We start from the raw sequence: 16,576 nt of genomic DNA, 5'->3' as shown, positions 1-16,576 counted from the left end.
CTTATTTAACCATTAATTTTTTTATTGATGTACACTTGTTGAGCAATTGAAAGTACGTTATTGGTTACCCAGTACAATACTAAGCCTGAAGGGAACCAGAGGAAGAAAACTGTAAATACAACTGGCAGCATCATCATTATTTTTGCTTGTATTGGGTCCGCTGGAGGCGGATTAAGTCGCTGCTGAAACCACATAGATGCACCCATAATTAATGGCAGAATGAAATAAGGATCTTTCATCGCAAGGTCAGGTAAGTACAAGAATGGGGTCATTCTTAGTTCAACCATTTCTATAAGAACCCAATAAACAGAAATAAATACTGGAATCTGAACTAAGATAGGAAGACAGCCTGCAGCAGGATTTATTTTTTCAGTCCTATAAAGCTCCATCGTTTTCTTACCAATTTTTTGCTTATCACCCTCATAGGTTTCTTTAATTTTCTGAAGCCTTGGCGCTAATTTTTTCATTCCAGCCATTGACCGGAATGATTTTTCAGAAAGCTTATAAAAAGCCAGCTTAATTGATAACGTTAGAAGAACAATAGATATTGCCCAGTCACCAACAAAACTATAAATCCAATGAAGAAATATTGACAATGGTTTGGCAACAATAAAAAGGAAGCCATAGTCTACAGTTTTGTCTAGGCCAGGGGCAAGCTCTTCAAGGCGCACATGCTCTTTAGGGCCAACATATAGCTGGTTTTTTTCGAGACTAGCTGTTGTTCCAGCAGCAACTCTTACTGTTGGATTCACTGTGGTTAATAGGTAGTTGCCTCTACTAGTTTTAGTTGAGTAAGTATGCTTTTGACTATCATTTGGTATCCACGCAGTAAAAAAGTAGTGCTGAATCATTGCGGCCCAGCCACCAATAGATGAAGTTTTTGGTGTAGAGTCAAAATCTTCAAAATCAATTTTCTCAAAAACTTCTTCATCGTTATAGGTTGCGCCGCCACTAAAGTTTTGCATACCCATTGCCATGCCGCTAGATTCAATTATTGCACCATGGGCTAACTGAGTATAACTGCTAACATTTTGATCAGTTAAGCTGTTATTTCGAATTTGATAATCTACTTCGATGATATAACTATCAGGCTTAAAGTAGAAGTATTTAGTAACTTCAATGCCATTATCTCCCTTCCAAGAAAGTGGCACAATTAGCTCATTATTGTTTTGTAGAAAGTATTCTTGTCTTTCCGAAGTAAATTCAGATTGATGTGTTGGCATTTGATCTGCAGGGATGAGACCACTTTGAGCGTGGAAAATACTCTCTGGAGAATTGCTAAGTAGTTCAAATGTTTGATCTGAGTATAATTCTGTTGGGTAGTCATTCAGAAATGCACTAATTATTGTTCCACCCTTATTTGAAATTTGTACTGTTAAAAGATCTGTTACAACCGTTGTGTATGCGCCACTTATGTTTGAGTCCTCCATAACGGGAGATGAAACTTCTGTAAATGTGTTTTCTGCCACTGGAACCTCAGCAGCTAATGGGACGTCGTTCTCTGCAGATGGTGAATCAATTCCTACTATCGCAGTTTGCGTTACTATATTTCCATTTTCATCGATTGATTGTGTCAGTTCCCATTTATCCCAAAGAAGGAAAATTGTCAAAAAGATTGCAATGAAAAGAAATAATTTTTGAGTGTTCATAAATTTTTAATTATTAATTGAGTGAATTTTTTTTGGTACAGGATCATAACTTGCTTCTGACCATGGGTGGCACTTACTAATTCTTTTTGCCCCGAGAGTAACTCCTTTGACAGCTCCGTGATATTTGATAGCATCGAATGTATATTCTGAGCAGGTTGGAATGTGACGGCAGTTGCTTCCTAACAGAGGACTAACAATCCATTGGTATAATTTAATTAGAGGTAGAAGTAGAAATTTCATTTTGAATGCACCTGGCTCTTTACATTTTTCATAAGTGAAAGGAGGTCTTTAGTAATTTCAATATTATCAGTGCAAGCTGATTTTTTTACCATTATGACAAAGTCAATAGACTCTATATCATCCCGATTGTTTCTAAAAGTTTCGCGTGCTAAGCGCTTAAAAAGGTTTCGGTCTACTGCCCTTTTATATTGCTTTTTGGAAATCGCAAGACCAAGCCTTGAAAATGATTTACCAGAATCACTAGCTATGACCTTCCAGAATCTACTTTGAGTATGAAAGCCTTTTTTGAAAATGTGAGCGTAATCTTTGGAATCTGTAATACGCGCACCATGAGCGAGCGAGCTGGTCATGAGTTTAAGCAGCTAAACGTTTACGCCCTTTTTTCCTGCGAGCACTTAATATAGCTCGCCCAGAACGAGTTTTCATTCTAGCTCTAAAGCCATGATTACGTTTACGTTTTAGTACGCTTGGTTGAAAAGTTCTTTTCATAATGTATCTACCAATAAAAAAGTTTGCAATTTTACCATACTTGGATTAGTTCGGTATGCATGTTAAACGAGAGTTTATATGACAATACTGCTTTAATAAAGCCCAATCTGGATCAAGATGTGGATAATAAGGGTTAAATTAAGAATTTACTTTTCGAGCAAATCACTATATAACTCAATGTATGGTTGAAAAAGTGTTTTTTGCCCACAAGTAATAAGCAATATAGGTTCTTTTGATGTTTATAAGAATCTCGTAATAGTTAGATTGAAATACATGTATTAATTTGATGAGGCTTTATGACTAATAATATTCTTGATGTACTCACCTTTATGTTTGATTTCCTATTTGAGTCTGCTGAGCAAGACTCTTCTCAAGAGTTGGATGATGATCTTTTAAAGACGCATCTTTCAGAGGCTGGCTTTGATGCTGACCGGATTGAGAAGGCTTTAGTTTGGCTTGAAAATATTGCAGCACTTCAAGATGGAAAGATAGCTAGTTTTGATACTTTGCATAATTCTATGCGAATTTATAGTGAGTATGAAAAAACCAAATTAGATTCTAGGGCCAGAGGCTTCATAATGTTTATGGAAAATATGGGTCAGCTTAATGCCAGTCAACGTGAAATAGTAATTGATCAGGTTATGTCTCTAGAGGACTCAAAATTGAGTATTGATGACTTGAAATGGGTAGTTATGATGGTCATCGGAAATAGCACTGAATCATCTGTGCCATCGCAATGGATTGAGTCTATTGTGTTTTATGATGATAACCCTACTCTGCAGTAGGAACCTTTATGTCTAAGAATCTTGTTATTGTCGAATCTCCGGCGAAAGCAAAAACTATTGAAAAGTTTTTGGGGCCAGATTATGTTGTAAAGTCAAGTATAGGACACATCAGGGATATGCCCAAGAAAGATATGGGCGTTGACATTGAGAATAACTTTCAACCAACATACGCTATCAGTGCGGATAAAAAGAAAGTAGTTGCTGACCTTAAAAAATCAGTCAAGACCGCAACGAAAATCTTTCTAGCTACTGATGAAGATCGTGAGGGTGAAGCCATTGCTTGGCATTTACAGCAAGCACTATCGCTTGCAGAAGATACACCGAGGATAGTCTTTCATGAAATAACTAAAGGCGCTATAACGGATGCTATTAATAACCCAAGAACAATTGATACTGACCTTGTAAATGCTCAACAAGCTAGGCGTATTATTGATAGGCTAGTAGGTTTTGAAATTTCTCCAGTATTGTGGCGTAAGATTTCAGGAGCTCGATCAGCTGGTAGGGTTCAATCACCAGTTGTAAGAATAGTTGTTGAAAGAGAGCGAGAAATTTCTGCTCATAATCCTACAAGCTCCCATAAAGTTAAAGCTAATTTAGAAAATAGCTCAAATCAGTCTCTAGAGGTTAAGCTTAGCGTAGACTTTAAATCTAAAGAAGAGGCGCTTTCTTTTGCTGAAAGTGTTTTATTGGCAGAATTAAAAGTTAATTCAGTTGAGACTAAGCCCTCTAAGAGGTCACCTAAAGCTCCATTTATTACCTCTACGCTGCAGCAAGAAGCCTCTCAAAAACTAGGTTTTTCTGTCAAACAGACCATGTCGATTGCTCAAAATTTATATCGAGAAGGTGCTATTACTTACATGAGAACAGATTCACTCAATTTATCTGAACTAGCTATAACTGCTGCTCAAGATGTGATTGTTTCAAAGTTTGGTTCTGAGTTTCACCAAACAAGAAGATATAAGACAAATTCTTCAGGTGCTCAGGAGGCGCATGAAGCCATAAGGCCTACAGACCTTACTAAGCCATCTATATTAGGTTTAGATGATCAATCTACTAAGCTGTATTCGTTAATTTATAAGAGAACCTTGGCTTCTCAGATGAGCGATGCACAACTTCAAAAAACTAAAATTAATATCAATATTTCAAACCGTAGTGAGCATTTTATTGCTGATGGAGAGGTTTTATCTTTTGCTGGATTCCTCGAGGTTTATGACTATATGGCGGCTGAAGATAAGCTTCTTCCTGAAGTTAGTAAAGGTGATTTGCTAACCCTAGTCGACTTAGCTTCAAAGGAGTCTTTTTCAAGAGCAAAGCCAAGATATACAGAAGCTTCATTGGTTAAAGAAATTGAGCAAATGGGTATTGGAAGGCCTTCAACATTCGCAACAATGATTACAACTGTTCAAGATAGAAACTATGTTGTGAAAGAAACCAGAGAAGGAGTTCAGCGTGATTATCAGTTGATAGAAATTGAAGATGGCGTTATTTCTGACTCTATCCAAAGTGAAGCTACTGGCGCTGAAAAAAATAAATTATTCCCAACAAATGTTGCCTATCTTTTGGTTGATTTTCTAGTCAAAAATTTTAAGAACATTATTGGATATGAATTTACTGCAAACCTTGAAAGTGATTTTGATTTAATTGCTGAAGAGTCAAAGCCTTGGGCAGGAGTTATTCGCGAATTTTATGAGCCTTTTCATGCGCAGATTGAGCTTGCTAAAGATATTTCGAGAGACGAGACTCATGGTAAGAGAGATCTTGGTGAGGACCCTGTCTCTGGAAAACCTGTCAGTGTTCGTTTTGGACGCTATGGCGCTTTTGCTCAGATTGGACATCAAGACGATGAAGAAAAACCAACTTTCTCGTCATTAAGAACTGGCCAAGATATAGAGAATATTACACTTGCTGAAGCCATTGAGCTTTTTAAAATGCCAAGAACAGTGGGTGAGACAGTTGATGGTGAAACAATTAAGGCAAATTATGGGCGTTTTGGCCCATATATTCAATACGGTAAAAAATATGTTTCTTTAAAGGAAATCTCACCAGAGGAGGTAACCTTAGAAGAAGCTCTTGAGCTAATTATTGTTAAGGAAAAGCTTGATGCTGAGCGAATTATTAAGGTCTTTGAAGATTCTGATATTCAAGTTTTAAATGGACGCTTTGGGCCGTATGTTTGGAATGGTAAAAAGCGCGGCAAAGGTCAAAAAAATGTTACAGTTCAAAAAGTGTTTGGTGATAAGGCTCCTATTGACCTAACTCTAGAAGAGTGTAAAAAAGCAATAGATGGAAAAATTAAAGCCAAAGCAAAGGCAAAAAAAGCTAAAAAGAAGACTACTGCTAAGAAAAAAGCCTCAAGCTAAATCTCAAGCTTTCTTAGCTATTTGCATTAAATACTAGGTAACGCTATGAAAAAATTTGTACTTGAAAAAGCTAATGGTAATTCAGATGACCAAAGTTAAGATTTGTGGGTTCACTAATGCTGAAAATGCAAGAGACGCGGCTATAGCTGGTGTTGATGCAATTGGTTTGGTCTTTTATAATAAGTCACCACGTAATATTGATATTCAAAGAGCACGAGAAATAGTCTCAGCCCTGCCACCATTTGTAAATCGAGTGGGACTTTTTGTCAATGCAAATCCAAGCTTCATTGATGAGGTTTTATGTGAGGTCCCTCTGGACACTTTACAATTTCATGGAGACGAGGTAGCAGGAGATTGTACTCAATATCAAATGCCTTTTATAAAGTCTTTGAGAGTAACGCCCAAGACCAATGTAGTTCAATTAGCTGATAATTTTTCAGAAGCAAGCGCACTTCTTCTCGATTCACATAACCCTAATAGTTATGGAGGCACTGGAGAGGTTTTTGACTGGATGCTGGCCCGAGTCAATATAGATTTACCAATTATTCTTGCTGGTGGTCTTAATTCAGAAAATGTCTCAGATGCAATTAGTCAAGTAAATCCATATGCAGTTGATGCCTCAAGTGGAGTGGAAAGTGCACCAGGGGTTAAAGATATTGATAAAATATTAGCTTTTATCCGAAGTGTTCATTCATGAGCTATAACCTACCAGATGATAAAGGTCATTTTGATCAATATGGAGGAGTCTTTGTAGCAGAGACCCTAATGACTGCTGTCACTGAGCTAAAAGATGCTTATGATAAATATAAAGACGATCCTGACTTTTTAAAAGAGTTTGAGGATGATCTAAAGCACTATGTGGGACGTGAAACTCCACTTTATCATGCAAAAAACCTATCCAAGAAGCTTGGCGGTGCTCAAATTTATTTGAAACGCGAAGACTTAAATCACACTGGTGCTCATAAGATCAACAATACTATAGGGCAAGCTTTACTTGCTCAGAGAATGGGCAAAACAAGAATTATTGCTGAAACAGGAGCTGGACAGCATGGCGTTGCATCGGCAACTATTGCTGCAAGACTTGGCCTGGAATGTGTTGTGTATATGGGCGAAGTTGATGTTGTTAGGCAGGCTCAGAATGTTTACCGTATGAAGTTACTTGGGGCAACGGTTGTGCCAGTTTCTTCAGGTTCTAAAACACTGAAAGATGCCCTGAATGAAGCAATGCGTGATTGGGTAACTAATATTGATAATACTTATTATATTATTGGAACAGTCGCTGGCCCTCATCCTTACCCTATGATGGTGAGAGATTTTCAAAGTGTTATTGGTAAAGAGGCGAAAGAGCAATTTAATGAGCAAGTGGGTGGTTTACCAGATGCAATAATTGCATGTGTTGGAGGAGGCTCAAATGCAATTGGGCTTTTTTATCCATTTATTGAAGATACATCAGTAAAAATTATTGGTGTTGAGGCGGGTGGACGTGGAATTGACTTAGGTCCAGATGCTCATGCAGCTCCGCTTACTGCTGGAAGTGTTGGTGTGTTGCATGGTAATAGAACATATTTGATGGAAAATGAAGATGGCCAAATTATAGAGGGTCACTCCATTTCAGCTGGACTTGATTATCCTGGTGTTGGTCCAGAGCATGCCTATCTGAAAGATATTGGAAGAGCAGAGTATGTTGCAATAACAGACAAAGAAGCTTTAGAAGCTTTCCATCTTCTTACAGAGGTTGAAGGTATTATTCCAGCGCTTGAGCCATCTCATGCAATAGCGTATGCGGTTAAACTTGCCAAACAATGGTCTAGTGATAAAACTATTATTATTAACCTCTCAGGTAGAGGTGATAAAGACATGCAGACTATTGCTGAGGTTGAGGGGCTTGAGCTCTAAGAGCGAGTTAAAGTATTAAGCCCTAACCCTATAAAAATCTCTTATACTATTGATTATATAAATTATAGTTTGGCAGGTCATGCAAGAAAATCAACAGATCGATAAAGGGCGTTCAGTCATATTTTCCGTTTACCTAGTTGCAGTTTTTCTCAATGCATTTGTCGACCTAGGTCATAAGATCATAATTCAAAATACAATCTTTATGATATATGGTGAGCAGCAGCAAATTATTTTAACTGCTGTTGTAAATGCAATGATTTTAGTACCATTTATCATGTTATTTACATTGTCAGGCTACCTTTCTGATAAATTTGCAAAGACAAGTATCATGCGCTATAGCGCATTTTCTGCTGTCTTAATTACCTTAGCAATTACCTATTGTTATTACAACGGTTTATACCAAGTTGCATTTGGCTTTACCTTGCTTCTTGCGACTCAGAGTGCAATATATTCTCCTGCGAAAATGGGTTACATTAAAGAGTGCCTAAGCAAGGCAGGCCTTAGTAGGGGTAATGCCTTTCACTCTTCAGTGGTATTAATAGCAATTTTAATGGGTACGGTTTTTTTCTCATACTTATTCGAAGCTTATCTGGGAACAATGCAAGCAACTACCCCTGAAGAAATATTAATGAAAATAGCGCCAGTAGGCTGGATTCTTGTTGGGCTTTCATTGGTTGAGTTTTTAGCAACACTTGGAACACGCCTCTATCCAACAAAGTTAAGCCAGGCTAAATTTTCTATAAAGAAATTTGTTTCTTTTCATTACTTAATGACTAACTTTAAAGCCATGAGGAGTAATGAAATTGTTTGGTATTCTATTTTAGGGACAGCAATCTTTTGGGGCATGTCACAAAACTTAGTGGCAGTTATACCAGCTCATGCAAAAGCTAATTTTGGCGTCGAAAGCCCTCTTGTTGTGAATGCGATGTTAGCTTCTTCTGTATTTGGAATTATGATTGGCGCTTTTTTATCTGGCAGAAAAAGTCTCAATTTCATACGTATTAATAATATCTATACCGGCTCCATAATGATTACAGTTTGTTCAATTCTAATCCCCGTAATTTCGAGCCTAAGTTTTATTCCAGATTCTACTGCCTTAATTTTAGTAACTGCCGTCATTCTTATGTTTGGTGTTGGCGCAGGAATGATGATTATCCCTCTCAATGCACTGATGCAAGCGAACTCTCCTGAAGACGGTCTTGGAAGCATGCTAGCAGGTAAAAACTGGCTTCAAAATATTGCTATGATTACCCTTTTGATTTTTACAATGATTCTTGCAAACCTAAATTTTGGAAGTGAGTTTATACTTTACTTTAACGCATTTATTGCGGTAGCAGGATTTAGTGTTGTTCTTAAAAAACTGAAAACTATTCTTTAGTCATGAGGCAAATTGTAGGCCTCTTATTGTTTGGGTGGCGATATCGACTAAAGGTAACTGGTTTAGATAATTTACCTAAAAATGGACCTGTTCTTCTTTTAGGTAATCACATTAGTTGGATAGATTTTGCTTTAATTCAGTGGGCAATACCAAGAACGATTCGATTTGTTGTTCATGATGATTACTATCGTAAGCCAATATTTAATTGGATTCTAAGGGGTGTTGGTGCGGTATCAATAAGACCTGAAAATAGTCGTAATGCAATGCAAAATATTATCAACTTGCTAAATGATGATTGCGTTGTTGGAATATTTCCTGAAGGTCATATTTCCACCACAGGGGAATTGAGTGACTTGAAAAGGGGCTTCGAAAAAATATTAGCTGAATGCAAAGATAATGTAGTTGTGGTTCCTTTTGCAATAAATAATATGTGGGGTAGTTTCTTTTCAAAAGCTCCAAAATTAATTAAAAAGAAAAAGAAATTTAACCTACGAAGGAGTGTCAATGTCAATATTGGAAAGCCCCTCACTTCTGAAACAAACAGAAATGCAGTAAAGTCATCTATTGGCAAGTTGCTTTTTTAGTGATAAGATTCTATTTATTATTTCAACTAAATATTAAAAGGCTTTAAATGAAAAAAATTATAGTAGTTGGCGCAACTGGAAAACTTGGTAGAGTAGTAGTTGAAGGTTTACAGAAAGACTATGAAGTTATAAGAGCTGGAAGGTCTGGACCAGATTTAAAGATCGACGCTTTTGATTTTGAAAGTGTTAGTGATATCTTAGCTTCTGTTGGTCCATTTGACGGGTTGGTATCTTGTATCGGAGGCACTCCTTTTAAGACTTTTGAAGAGCTTACAATGGATGACTTTGCAGCTGGCCTTTCTACCAAATGCTTTAGTCAATTAAATTTAGCAAAAGCAGCCATACCTTTTCTCAGTGAAAATGGATCCATCACCCTAACAAGTGGAATTATTGGCGATGAGCCAATTATTGCCGGTTCATGCGCCGCTGCAGCTAATGGCGCCCTTAATATGTGCGTTTCAACATTGGCAGCCGAGTATGCTGGAAAATTAAGAATAAATGTAGTCTCACCATCTATTATTGAAAACTCAGTTGACCACTATGGAATGCTTTTTGATGGCTTTGAGCCAACTTCGAATGAAAGCATTATTCATGCGTATCGCCGAACTATCTCAGCACCAATTACTGGCCGAGTAATGAGCTTAACCAGAGCGCTTTAGGTTCACCTGAAAAGCAGTATTAAAATTTATCTCCAACTGCGCGGTTTATGCCTTCTGGTTTTGATAGTTTTTTGTGTGCTTCATAAACTAATCCCATTCGCTTCAAGACCAAATCATTTGGCATGCTTGCACCCCGTGTTTTAAGATCGACATGAATGAGCATATGCTCAGCAGTTGCTAATAGTCTGCCGTCCTCATGATTGAGCCAATGAAATAAGTGAAGTTTTTTATTTTCTCCAAAGATAACCTGGGTTTTGGCTTTTATACTTTCTCCAATTTGAACCTCATCCAAGTGGCGAATATGAGTTTCAACTGTAAAATAAGATCCTATGTTTAAAATGTATTCTTCGTCTGCGCCGATAATAGACATCATCTCTGTGGTTGCTTCTGAAAAGCATTCAAGATAACGCGCTTCTGTCATATGACCGTTATAGTCAGCCCACTCTTTTGGTACTTTGGTGACATAGGTGAGTAAGGGGCTTGATAAATTTAGCTCTGAAAATTCTATTTTATTAATTGACCCTGACAAGCTTGCATCAAATTCTTTGAGAGAGTTTCCAGCACCCCACTGATTGTCTTTTAAAACTTTTAAAAAATCGACCAAATTATCATCGCGTTTTTCCATTAGCTCGTCAATACTAAATTGCCCCGATTGGTGGTCAGATTGACTGGATACCTTTTCTATTAATTCATCTGTAAATTCAGGAACATCCATTAGGTGCGTCCAGGGCCATTCAAGGCATGGCCCAAACTGTGATATGAAGTGACGCATGCCAGCTTCACCACCTGCTAATCTATAGGTTTCAAATAGTCCCATTTGTGCCCATCGAAGGCCAAAGCCATAGCGAATTGCGTCATCAATTTCTTCAGTTGTTGCTATGTCGTCATTTACTAGCCATAAGGCTTCCCGCCATACTGATTCAAGAAGTCTGTCTGCAATAAAAGCAGGAATTTCTTTTTTGATATGAAGTGGGAACATACCAATATTGGTAAAAATTTTACTAGTTTCCTCAATGACATTTTTGGATGTTTTAGAACCGCCAACAATTTCAACTAATGGCAAAAGGTAGACTGGGTTAAATGGATGGGCAACTAGAAGCCTTTCAGGGTGTTTCATTTTTGTTTGTAAATCTGAAGGAAGAATGCCAGAAGTTGACGATGCTATGACTAGATTTTTGTCTGCGCTTGACTCAATTTCCTCATAGGCCGACTGCTTAATTGAAAGCCTTTCTGGAACAGCTTCAATAATTAACTCACAAGATTTTGCAACTTCTGAAATTGAGGTAGAAAATAATAGCTTGCCCTTTTTAGGTAGATTGGAGGTGAGCAATTTTTTATATGCTCGCTCGGCATTATCAATAACTTTATTGACATATTTTGGTGCTTCTTTGGAGGGGTCATAGACAAAAACATCAATCCCGTTGAGTAATAATCTAGCTATCCATCCACTTCCAATAACGCCTGCACCAATAACTCCTGCCGCCTTGATACTTTTCATATCTAGCCCCAGCGCTTTTCGAGTTTCATATTATCTCGGACTTGATCTGGCCCTATAATAGTGCAGCCCATGCCCTCTGCTGTCTGAACAGCCTTCTTTACAAGGTCTGCATTGGTAGCAAAAACGCCACGTTTTAGATAAAGATTGTCTTCAAGCCCAACACGAATATTGCCCCCTGCTAGGATGGCCATAGCCACATAAGGCAACTGATTTCTACCAATTGAGAAGGCAGAAAATGTCCAATCTTTTGGAATATTTGATGTCATTGCAAGGAAAGTGTTTAAGTCATCGGGAGCGCCCCATGGAATACCCATACATAACTGAATCATAACAGGATCATCAATTAAGCCCTGCTCCTTTAGCCATATGGCAAGCTGTAAATGACCAGTATCAAAGACTTCTATTTCAGGCCTAACCCCAAGTTCTTGAACTTGTCTTGCCATTTCCTTAAGGACTGCTGGAGTATTGGTCATGACATAACCACCTTCGCCAAAATTCATTGTTCCACAATCAATAGTGCAGATCTCAGGAAGTATTTGTCTAACATGGTCAAGCCTTTCAGTTGCGCCTACCATATCGGTGCCTTCATTATTTAATGGCAAAGGTTTTTCGGCAGAGCCAAATACTAAATCTCCACCCATTCCTGCTGTTAGATTGAGCACCATATCAACCTTTGACTCACGAATAATGCTTACAACTTCAGCATAGAGCTTTGGGTCTCGAGCGGGAACTCCTGTTTTTGGGTTGCGAACATGAATGTGAACAATGGCTGCTCCAGCTTGAGCTGCCTCGATACATGAATCAGCTATTTGTTGAGGCGTAATAGGAACTTTATCAGATTTTCCCGTAGTATCTCCGGACCCTGTAACGGCGCAAGTAATAAAAACTTCTCGAGATGGTTGAAGGTTAGTCATATGATTTCTCCAAATTTATGTTTGTTATATTAATCTATATATTACTGAAATCGATTTCTAATAGTAGAAATTTAAATACGATTTCAACATCACTATCAAAAAAAAATAGCATGTGATATAATATTTTGCAATCGTATGCATTACGACCTTTCTATGCAATTTTCTTAAAACAGTATACATAAAAAAATATGGCTAAAATTGAACTAAAAAACATTACGAAGCGTTGGGGTGATTTCGTTGGTGTAGATAACTTTAACCTTACTATTCCTGACGAAGAGTTTTTGGTATTACTTGGGCCATCAGGCTGTGGAAAAACTACCACAATGCGAATGATTGCTGGACTTGAAACTGTCACTAGTGGAGAGGTGCTGATTAATGGTGAGATTGTAAATAATCTCGAGCCAAAGGATCGTGATGTTGCAATGGTCTTTCAGTCATATGCCCTCTATCCAAATATGACGGTATATGAAAACATTCGCTTCCCATTAAAAGTAAGAAATATTGACAAAGAGCTTCATAAAGAAAAAGTTATGAGGGCTTCTGCAATGGTTGAGCTCGATGATTTCTTACATCGCAAACCATCAGAGCTTTCTGGGGGTCAAAGACAAAGAGTAGCTTTGGCAAGAGCAATTGTTAGAGAGCCGACAGTATTTTTAATGGATGAACCACTTTCAAACCTCGATGCTAAATTACGCGTCTCTACCAGAGCGCAAATTAAAAACCTCCAACACAAGTTACGCGTAACAACAATCTATGTAACGCATGATCAGGTTGAGGCAATGACGCTTGCAGATCGTGTTGTTGTTATGAACAATGGACTCGTCCAACAGGTTGGAACGCCTCAAGAAATATACAATACTCCTGCCAACAGTTTTGTTGCAAGCTTTATTGGTTCGCCTGCCATGAACTTGATGAAAGGAACAATAACAGATGGAGTCTTCTCTTGTGATAATGTAAAAATTGAAGGTCTGAATAAAAAGCATTCTGGCGATATAACCCTCGGATTTAGAGCGGAAGATGCATCCATTGTGAAAAGTAAGGGAGCGATTAAAGCAGCAGCATTTTCAATGGAGTTATTGGGAGACATGACCATGGTTTCAGTTAAGGCTGGCGGTGATTTAATTTCCATAAAGTCTGATAAAAATTATTATGCCAAGATTGGTTCAACAGTTATGGCAAATGTGCCAGCAAATTTATGCCTACTTTTCAGTTCTAAAACTGGAAAACTGCTTAAAAATTAAAAAATTGGAGATTTAAAAAATGGACCATAACGAGCAATCCAAAATGACACTTGCTATTGTTAAGGCTATGGAAGAGGCCTTAAGTACTAATTCTAATAATATGGAAAAGCATTTTCATAAAGATTTTCGTTGGATGGGTAATAATGGATGTGGCACTAAGAAAAGCCTTGAAGAGTTTCGTAATAATTGGCAGCTCCCTCTGAGAGCTGCTTTTTCAGACCGAATTTATAATACTGATAAATTTTTAGTAGATGGTGAGTGGGCGTCTTGCTTTGGCCATATTGATGCTATTCATAGTGGAGAATTCATGGGTATAGCGCCAACTAATAAGCGCGTAAAAATTCACTATACAGATTTTTGGGAAGTTAAGGATGGGCTCATAATAGACAACTGGGTAACTGTTGACTTTCCAAGTATTTTGTCACAACTTGACGTGGATGTTTTTAATGGTCAAGGCTGGGAGGCTTATGATCGAGGCGAGATTGCTCCCGCAAAGCCAAACTAATTGGAGATATTATGGCGATAACATATTTAAAAAAAGGTAAGACAGATGCTGCTAAGGCTATCGATGATGCTGAGGTTAGTGAGATTGTAAAAAATACTTTAAGATCCATTGAGGATAGAGGCGATGCGGCAGTTAGAGAGTTTGCAGAAAAATTTGATAACTATACTCCAAAGTCCTTCAAATTAACCCAGACAGAGATTGACAATTTAATAAAACAAGTTTCGACCCAGGATCTTGAGGACATTAAGTTTGCTCAAGAACAAGTTAGAAACTTTGCGCAAGCGCAGAGAGATTCTATGAAGGATATAGAGGTAGAGACTATGCCTGGCGTTATATTAGGACATAAAAACATCCCAGTTCAATCGGTTGGATGCTATATCCCAGCAGGTAAGTTTCCAATGGTTGCATCAGCGCACATGTCTGTTGTAACTGCTAGTGTTGCAAAAGTTCCAAGAATTATTGCTTGCACGCCTCCCTATAAAGGCTCTCCAAATCCTGCCGTTATCGCTGCAATGCATCTTGGTGGTGCTCATGATATATATGTCATAGGAGGCATTCAGGCTGTTGGGGCAATGGCTCTTGGTACTGAAACAATAGACCCAGTTGATATGCTTGTTGGCCCTGGAAATGCATTTGTTGCTGAAGCTAAAAGGCAATTATTTGGAAAGGTTGGAATTGACTTGTTTGCTGGACCAACAGAGACTATGGTGATAGCTGATGAAACGGTAGATGCTGAATTATGTGCAACAGATTTGTTAGGTCAGGCTGAGCATGGATACAACTCACCAGCTGTCCTGGTAACTAATAATAAAAATCTGGCAAAAGAAACAATTTCTGAGATAGATAGAATTTTAAAGATTCTTCCAACAGCAGAAACTGCTTCCGTGAGCTGGGAAGAGTATGGTGAAATAATTCTTTGTGATAGCTATGATGAGATGTTAGATGTTGCTAATGAAATTGCATCTGAGCATGTTCAGGTAATGACAGATCGCGATGATTGGTTTTTAGAAAATATGCATTCCTACGGAGCGCTATTTTTAGGACCAAGAACAAATGTTTCTAATGGTGACAAAGTAATTGGAACCAATCATACTTTACCAACAAAAAAAGCTGGACGTTATACTGGCGGTCTTTGGGTTGGTAAGTATCTTAAAACACATAGCTACCAAAAAATTACAACGGATGAGGCAGCTGTAAAGATTGGTAGATACTGCTCAAGACTATGTATGCTTGAGTCGTTTGTTGGCCATGCAGAGCAAGCTAATATTCGAGTAAGACGATATGGTGGAGAGGATGTTCCTTATGGCAAGGCAGCGCAGTAGTGCATAGAATTAATTATCTTAAGGAGCTAATAAAGCCCCTAAGATTGAGTATGTATAGTTTTACCGAAGATGAGGTTCGAAAAAATCTTAACTCCTTGTTTTATGAGGAAGCTACTATTCATCTTTCTCATCCTTTTGGAGATATTTCAGGGCCAACTAATTTTTATAACCTGGCGCTTAAACCCTTGTTTGAATCAATGCCAGATCTAGAAAGACGCGATTATATTGTTATCGGCGGAAAAACAGAAAAGGATCTAGAGTGGATAGGATGTGCTGGTTTTTATAATGGTACATTCTTGAAACCTTTTTTAGATATTCCGCCAACAGGCCATATAGCCCACATGCGATTTCATGAATTTTATTGCTTTCGGGATGACAAAATAATAGAAGTTCAGGTTTTATGGGACATCCCAGAACTAATGATACAGTCAGGCTCTTGGCCAATGGCCCCATCACTTGGAAGAGAATGGTGTGTGCCAGGTCCAGCAACGATGGATGGAATTTCAGATAAGCCTTATGATCTAGAAAAAAGTAACACTTCAATGGAGCATATTTTAGGAATGGCTGATGCTATGAAAAAACACCCTTCTGAGGGCGGCCCTGAGATTATGAAAATGGATTACTATTGGCATCCAAAAATGAATTGGTATGGACCATCTGCTATAGGAAGTGGAAGAGGAGTTGAAGGTTTTAGAAATTGGCATCAAATTCCATTTTTGAATGCTATGCCTGATAGAGGAAAGGATACAACTTATAGTAAGAGAGATGGCTGGGGAGATAAAGTAGGCTACCACTTTTTTGGCGATGGAGATTATGTAGCCGTAACTGGCTGGCCAAATATGAAACAAACTCTTGCCCATGATGGTTGGATGGGCATAGCTCCAACTAACAAAGAGGTTTTTCTTCGCTCTCTTGATTTCTGGAGGCTCGAGGAAGGAAAAATAAGAGAAAACTGGGTGATGCTTGATATCCTTGATATTTATGATCAAATGGGTGTCGATGTACTCGGAAGATTAAGAGAGTTTAACAAAGCAAGAAATACAAAAGGATATTGAG

Annotated in this window: 17 protein-coding genes; 11 read left to right on the top strand and 6 right to left on the bottom strand. The window is 38.1% G+C overall.

Annotated elements, in window-relative coordinates; all coding sequences use genetic code 11:
• Positions 1 to 5 precede the first annotated feature (5 nt).
• The 4 genes from yidC to rpmH are packed head-to-tail and all read right to left on the bottom strand — an operon-like array spanning position 6 to position 2,378.
• Positions 6 to 1,649 (bottom strand): membrane protein insertase YidC, encoded by a 1,644-nt coding sequence (gene yidC / locus ABXT49_RS08515; RefSeq protein WP_416651947.1) that lies wholly within the window; start codon positions 1,647 to 1,649, stop codon positions 6 to 8.
• Between the two features lie 6 nt (positions 1,650 to 1,655).
• Entirely contained in the window at positions 1,656 to 1,889 is a 234-nt protein-coding gene (yidD, locus tag ABXT49_RS08510; protein ID WP_416651945.1) for a membrane protein insertion efficiency factor YidD, read from the bottom strand.
• Positions 1,886 to 2,239 carry a ribonuclease P protein component gene (rnpA, locus tag ABXT49_RS08505; RefSeq protein ID WP_416651943.1) on the bottom strand — a complete coding sequence of 118 codons (354 nt, stop codon included), beginning with the start codon at positions 2,237 to 2,239 and terminating at the stop codon, positions 1,886 to 1,888. Before rnpA ends, yidD begins: the two co-directional genes overlap by 4 nt.
• 4 nt (positions 2,240 to 2,243) lie before the next feature.
• On the bottom strand, positions 2,244 to 2,378 hold the full coding sequence (gene rpmH, locus ABXT49_RS08500; RefSeq protein WP_082344989.1) for a 50S ribosomal protein L34: 135 nt from the start codon (positions 2,376 to 2,378) through the stop codon (positions 2,244 to 2,246).
• A 296-nt stretch (positions 2,379 to 2,674) separates the two neighbouring features.
• Here rpmH and ABXT49_RS08495 point away from each other — a divergent pair, with 296 nt between their 5' ends.
• The 7 genes from ABXT49_RS08495 to ABXT49_RS08465 all read left to right on the top strand — a co-directional run bounded on the left by ABXT49_RS08495 (position 2,675) and on the right by ABXT49_RS08465 (position 10,040).
• The gene (locus ABXT49_RS08495) at positions 2,675 to 3,163 is read left to right on the top strand and encodes a DUF494 family protein (RefSeq protein ID WP_416651941.1); all 489 of its coding nucleotides are present in this window, start codon (positions 2,675 to 2,677) and stop codon (positions 3,161 to 3,163) included.
• Positions 3,164 to 3,171: 8 nt separating this feature from the next.
• Positions 3,172 to 5,523 carry a type I DNA topoisomerase gene (gene topA, locus ABXT49_RS08490; protein ID WP_416651939.1) on the top strand — a complete coding sequence of 784 codons (2,352 nt, stop codon included), beginning with the start codon at positions 3,172 to 3,174 and terminating at the stop codon, positions 5,521 to 5,523.
• Between the two features lie 85 nt (positions 5,524 to 5,608).
• The gene (locus ABXT49_RS08485; RefSeq protein ID WP_416651938.1) at positions 5,609 to 6,220 is read left to right on the top strand and encodes a phosphoribosylanthranilate isomerase; all 612 of its coding nucleotides are present in this window, start codon (positions 5,609 to 5,611) and stop codon (positions 6,218 to 6,220) included.
• Positions 6,217 to 7,419 (top strand): tryptophan synthase subunit beta, encoded by a 1,203-nt coding sequence (trpB, locus tag ABXT49_RS08480; RefSeq protein WP_416651934.1) that lies wholly within the window; start codon positions 6,217 to 6,219, stop codon positions 7,417 to 7,419. Before ABXT49_RS08485 ends, trpB begins: the two co-directional genes overlap by 4 nt.
• Positions 7,420 to 7,498: 79 nt before the next feature.
• The gene (locus ABXT49_RS08475) at positions 7,499 to 8,797 is read left to right on the top strand and encodes an MFS transporter (RefSeq protein ID WP_416651933.1); all 1,299 of its coding nucleotides are present in this window, start codon (positions 7,499 to 7,501) and stop codon (positions 8,795 to 8,797) included.
• Between the two features lie 2 nt (positions 8,798 to 8,799).
• On the top strand, positions 8,800 to 9,381 hold the full coding sequence (locus ABXT49_RS08470) for a 1-acyl-sn-glycerol-3-phosphate acyltransferase (RefSeq protein WP_416651932.1): 582 nt from the start codon (positions 8,800 to 8,802) through the stop codon (positions 9,379 to 9,381).
• Positions 9,382 to 9,428: 47 nt separating this feature from the next.
• Complete coding sequence (locus tag ABXT49_RS08465; RefSeq protein WP_416651930.1) at positions 9,429 to 10,040, top strand: short chain dehydrogenase; 612 nt, start codon at positions 9,429 to 9,431, stop codon at positions 10,038 to 10,040.
• Positions 10,041 to 10,059: 19 nt separating this feature from the next.
• Here the strand turns inward: ABXT49_RS08465 and ABXT49_RS08460 are convergent, their stop codons facing one another.
• Together ABXT49_RS08460 and ABXT49_RS08455 are read right to left on the bottom strand one after the other, a co-directional pair.
• Positions 10,060 to 11,538 carry a carnitine 3-dehydrogenase gene (locus ABXT49_RS08460; RefSeq protein WP_416651929.1) on the bottom strand — a complete coding sequence of 493 codons (1,479 nt, stop codon included), beginning with the start codon at positions 11,536 to 11,538 and terminating at the stop codon, positions 10,060 to 10,062.
• Positions 11,539 to 11,540: 2 nt separating this feature from the next.
• Positions 11,541 to 12,452: a 3-keto-5-aminohexanoate cleavage protein gene (locus tag ABXT49_RS08455; RefSeq protein WP_416651926.1), complete on the bottom strand. Its 912-nt coding sequence runs from the start codon at positions 12,450 to 12,452 to the stop codon at positions 11,541 to 11,543.
• 188 nt (positions 12,453 to 12,640) lie between these two features.
• On the opposite strand from ABXT49_RS08455, the gene ABXT49_RS08450 reads away from it, so the two are divergent.
• The 4 genes from ABXT49_RS08450 to ABXT49_RS08435 are packed head-to-tail and all read left to right on the top strand — an operon-like array spanning position 12,641 to position 16,575.
• Positions 12,641 to 13,693: an ABC transporter ATP-binding protein gene (locus ABXT49_RS08450; protein ID WP_416651925.1), complete on the top strand. Its 1,053-nt coding sequence runs from the start codon at positions 12,641 to 12,643 to the stop codon at positions 13,691 to 13,693.
• A 19-nt stretch (positions 13,694 to 13,712) separates the two neighbouring features.
• A complete protein-coding gene (locus ABXT49_RS08445) occupies positions 13,713 to 14,198 on the top strand; it encodes an ester cyclase (protein ID WP_416651924.1) in 486 nt (161 codons plus the stop codon).
• 11 nt (positions 14,199 to 14,209) lie between these two features.
• Positions 14,210 to 15,520, top strand: coding sequence for a histidinol dehydrogenase (gene hisD / locus ABXT49_RS08440; RefSeq protein WP_416651921.1), 1,311 nt, complete (start codon positions 14,210 to 14,212; stop codon positions 15,518 to 15,520).
• A gap of 50 nt (positions 15,521 to 15,570) precedes the next feature.
• Positions 15,571 to 16,575, top strand: coding sequence for an ester cyclase (locus ABXT49_RS08435; RefSeq protein WP_416651918.1), 1,005 nt, complete (start codon positions 15,571 to 15,573; stop codon positions 16,573 to 16,575).
• Position 16,576 lies beyond the last annotated feature (1 nt).

It is taken from the genome of Candidatus Pseudothioglobus sp. Uisw_086 (assembly GCF_048085745.1).
Taxonomy (GTDB): Bacteria; Pseudomonadota; Gammaproteobacteria; order PS1; family Pseudothioglobaceae; genus Pseudothioglobus.
Note: the sequence above shows the minus strand (reverse complement) of the source record. Positions and strands in the feature narration are given on the sequence as shown.

Bases quoted from the DNA above. Each gene is read 5' to 3' on its own strand.
- yidC (WP_416651947.1), bottom strand. From the start codon at position 1,649: ATGAACACTCAAAAATTATTTCTTTTCATTGCAATCTTTTTGACAATT.
- yidD (WP_416651945.1), bottom strand. From the start codon at position 1,889: ATGAAATTTCTACTTCTACCTCTAATTAAATTATACCAATGGATTGTT.
- rnpA (WP_416651943.1), bottom strand. From the start codon at position 2,239: ATGACCAGCTCGCTCGCTCATGGTGCGCGTATTACAGATTCCAAAGAT.
- rpmH (WP_082344989.1), bottom strand. From the start codon at position 2,378: ATGAAAAGAACTTTTCAACCAAGCGTACTAAAACGTAAACGTAATCAT.
- ABXT49_RS08495 (WP_416651941.1), top strand. From the start codon at position 2,675: ATGACTAATAATATTCTTGATGTACTCACCTTTATGTTTGATTTCCTA.
- topA (WP_416651939.1), top strand. From the start codon at position 3,172: ATGTCTAAGAATCTTGTTATTGTCGAATCTCCGGCGAAAGCAAAAACT.
- ABXT49_RS08485 (WP_416651938.1), top strand. From the start codon at position 5,609: ATGACCAAAGTTAAGATTTGTGGGTTCACTAATGCTGAAAATGCAAGA.
- trpB (WP_416651934.1), top strand. From the start codon at position 6,217: ATGAGCTATAACCTACCAGATGATAAAGGTCATTTTGATCAATATGGA.
- ABXT49_RS08475 (WP_416651933.1), top strand. From the start codon at position 7,499: ATGCAAGAAAATCAACAGATCGATAAAGGGCGTTCAGTCATATTTTCC.
- ABXT49_RS08470 (WP_416651932.1), top strand. From the start codon at position 8,800: ATGAGGCAAATTGTAGGCCTCTTATTGTTTGGGTGGCGATATCGACTA.
- ABXT49_RS08465 (WP_416651930.1), top strand. From the start codon at position 9,429: ATGAAAAAAATTATAGTAGTTGGCGCAACTGGAAAACTTGGTAGAGTA.
- ABXT49_RS08460 (WP_416651929.1), bottom strand. From the start codon at position 11,538: ATGAAAAGTATCAAGGCGGCAGGAGTTATTGGTGCAGGCGTTATTGGA.
- ABXT49_RS08455 (WP_416651926.1), bottom strand. From the start codon at position 12,452: ATGACTAACCTTCAACCATCTCGAGAAGTTTTTATTACTTGCGCCGTT.
- ABXT49_RS08450 (WP_416651925.1), top strand. From the start codon at position 12,641: ATGGCTAAAATTGAACTAAAAAACATTACGAAGCGTTGGGGTGATTTC.
- ABXT49_RS08445 (WP_416651924.1), top strand. From the start codon at position 13,713: ATGGACCATAACGAGCAATCCAAAATGACACTTGCTATTGTTAAGGCT.
- hisD (WP_416651921.1), top strand. From the start codon at position 14,210: ATGGCGATAACATATTTAAAAAAAGGTAAGACAGATGCTGCTAAGGCT.
- ABXT49_RS08435 (WP_416651918.1), top strand. From the start codon at position 15,571: ATGTATAGTTTTACCGAAGATGAGGTTCGAAAAAATCTTAACTCCTTG.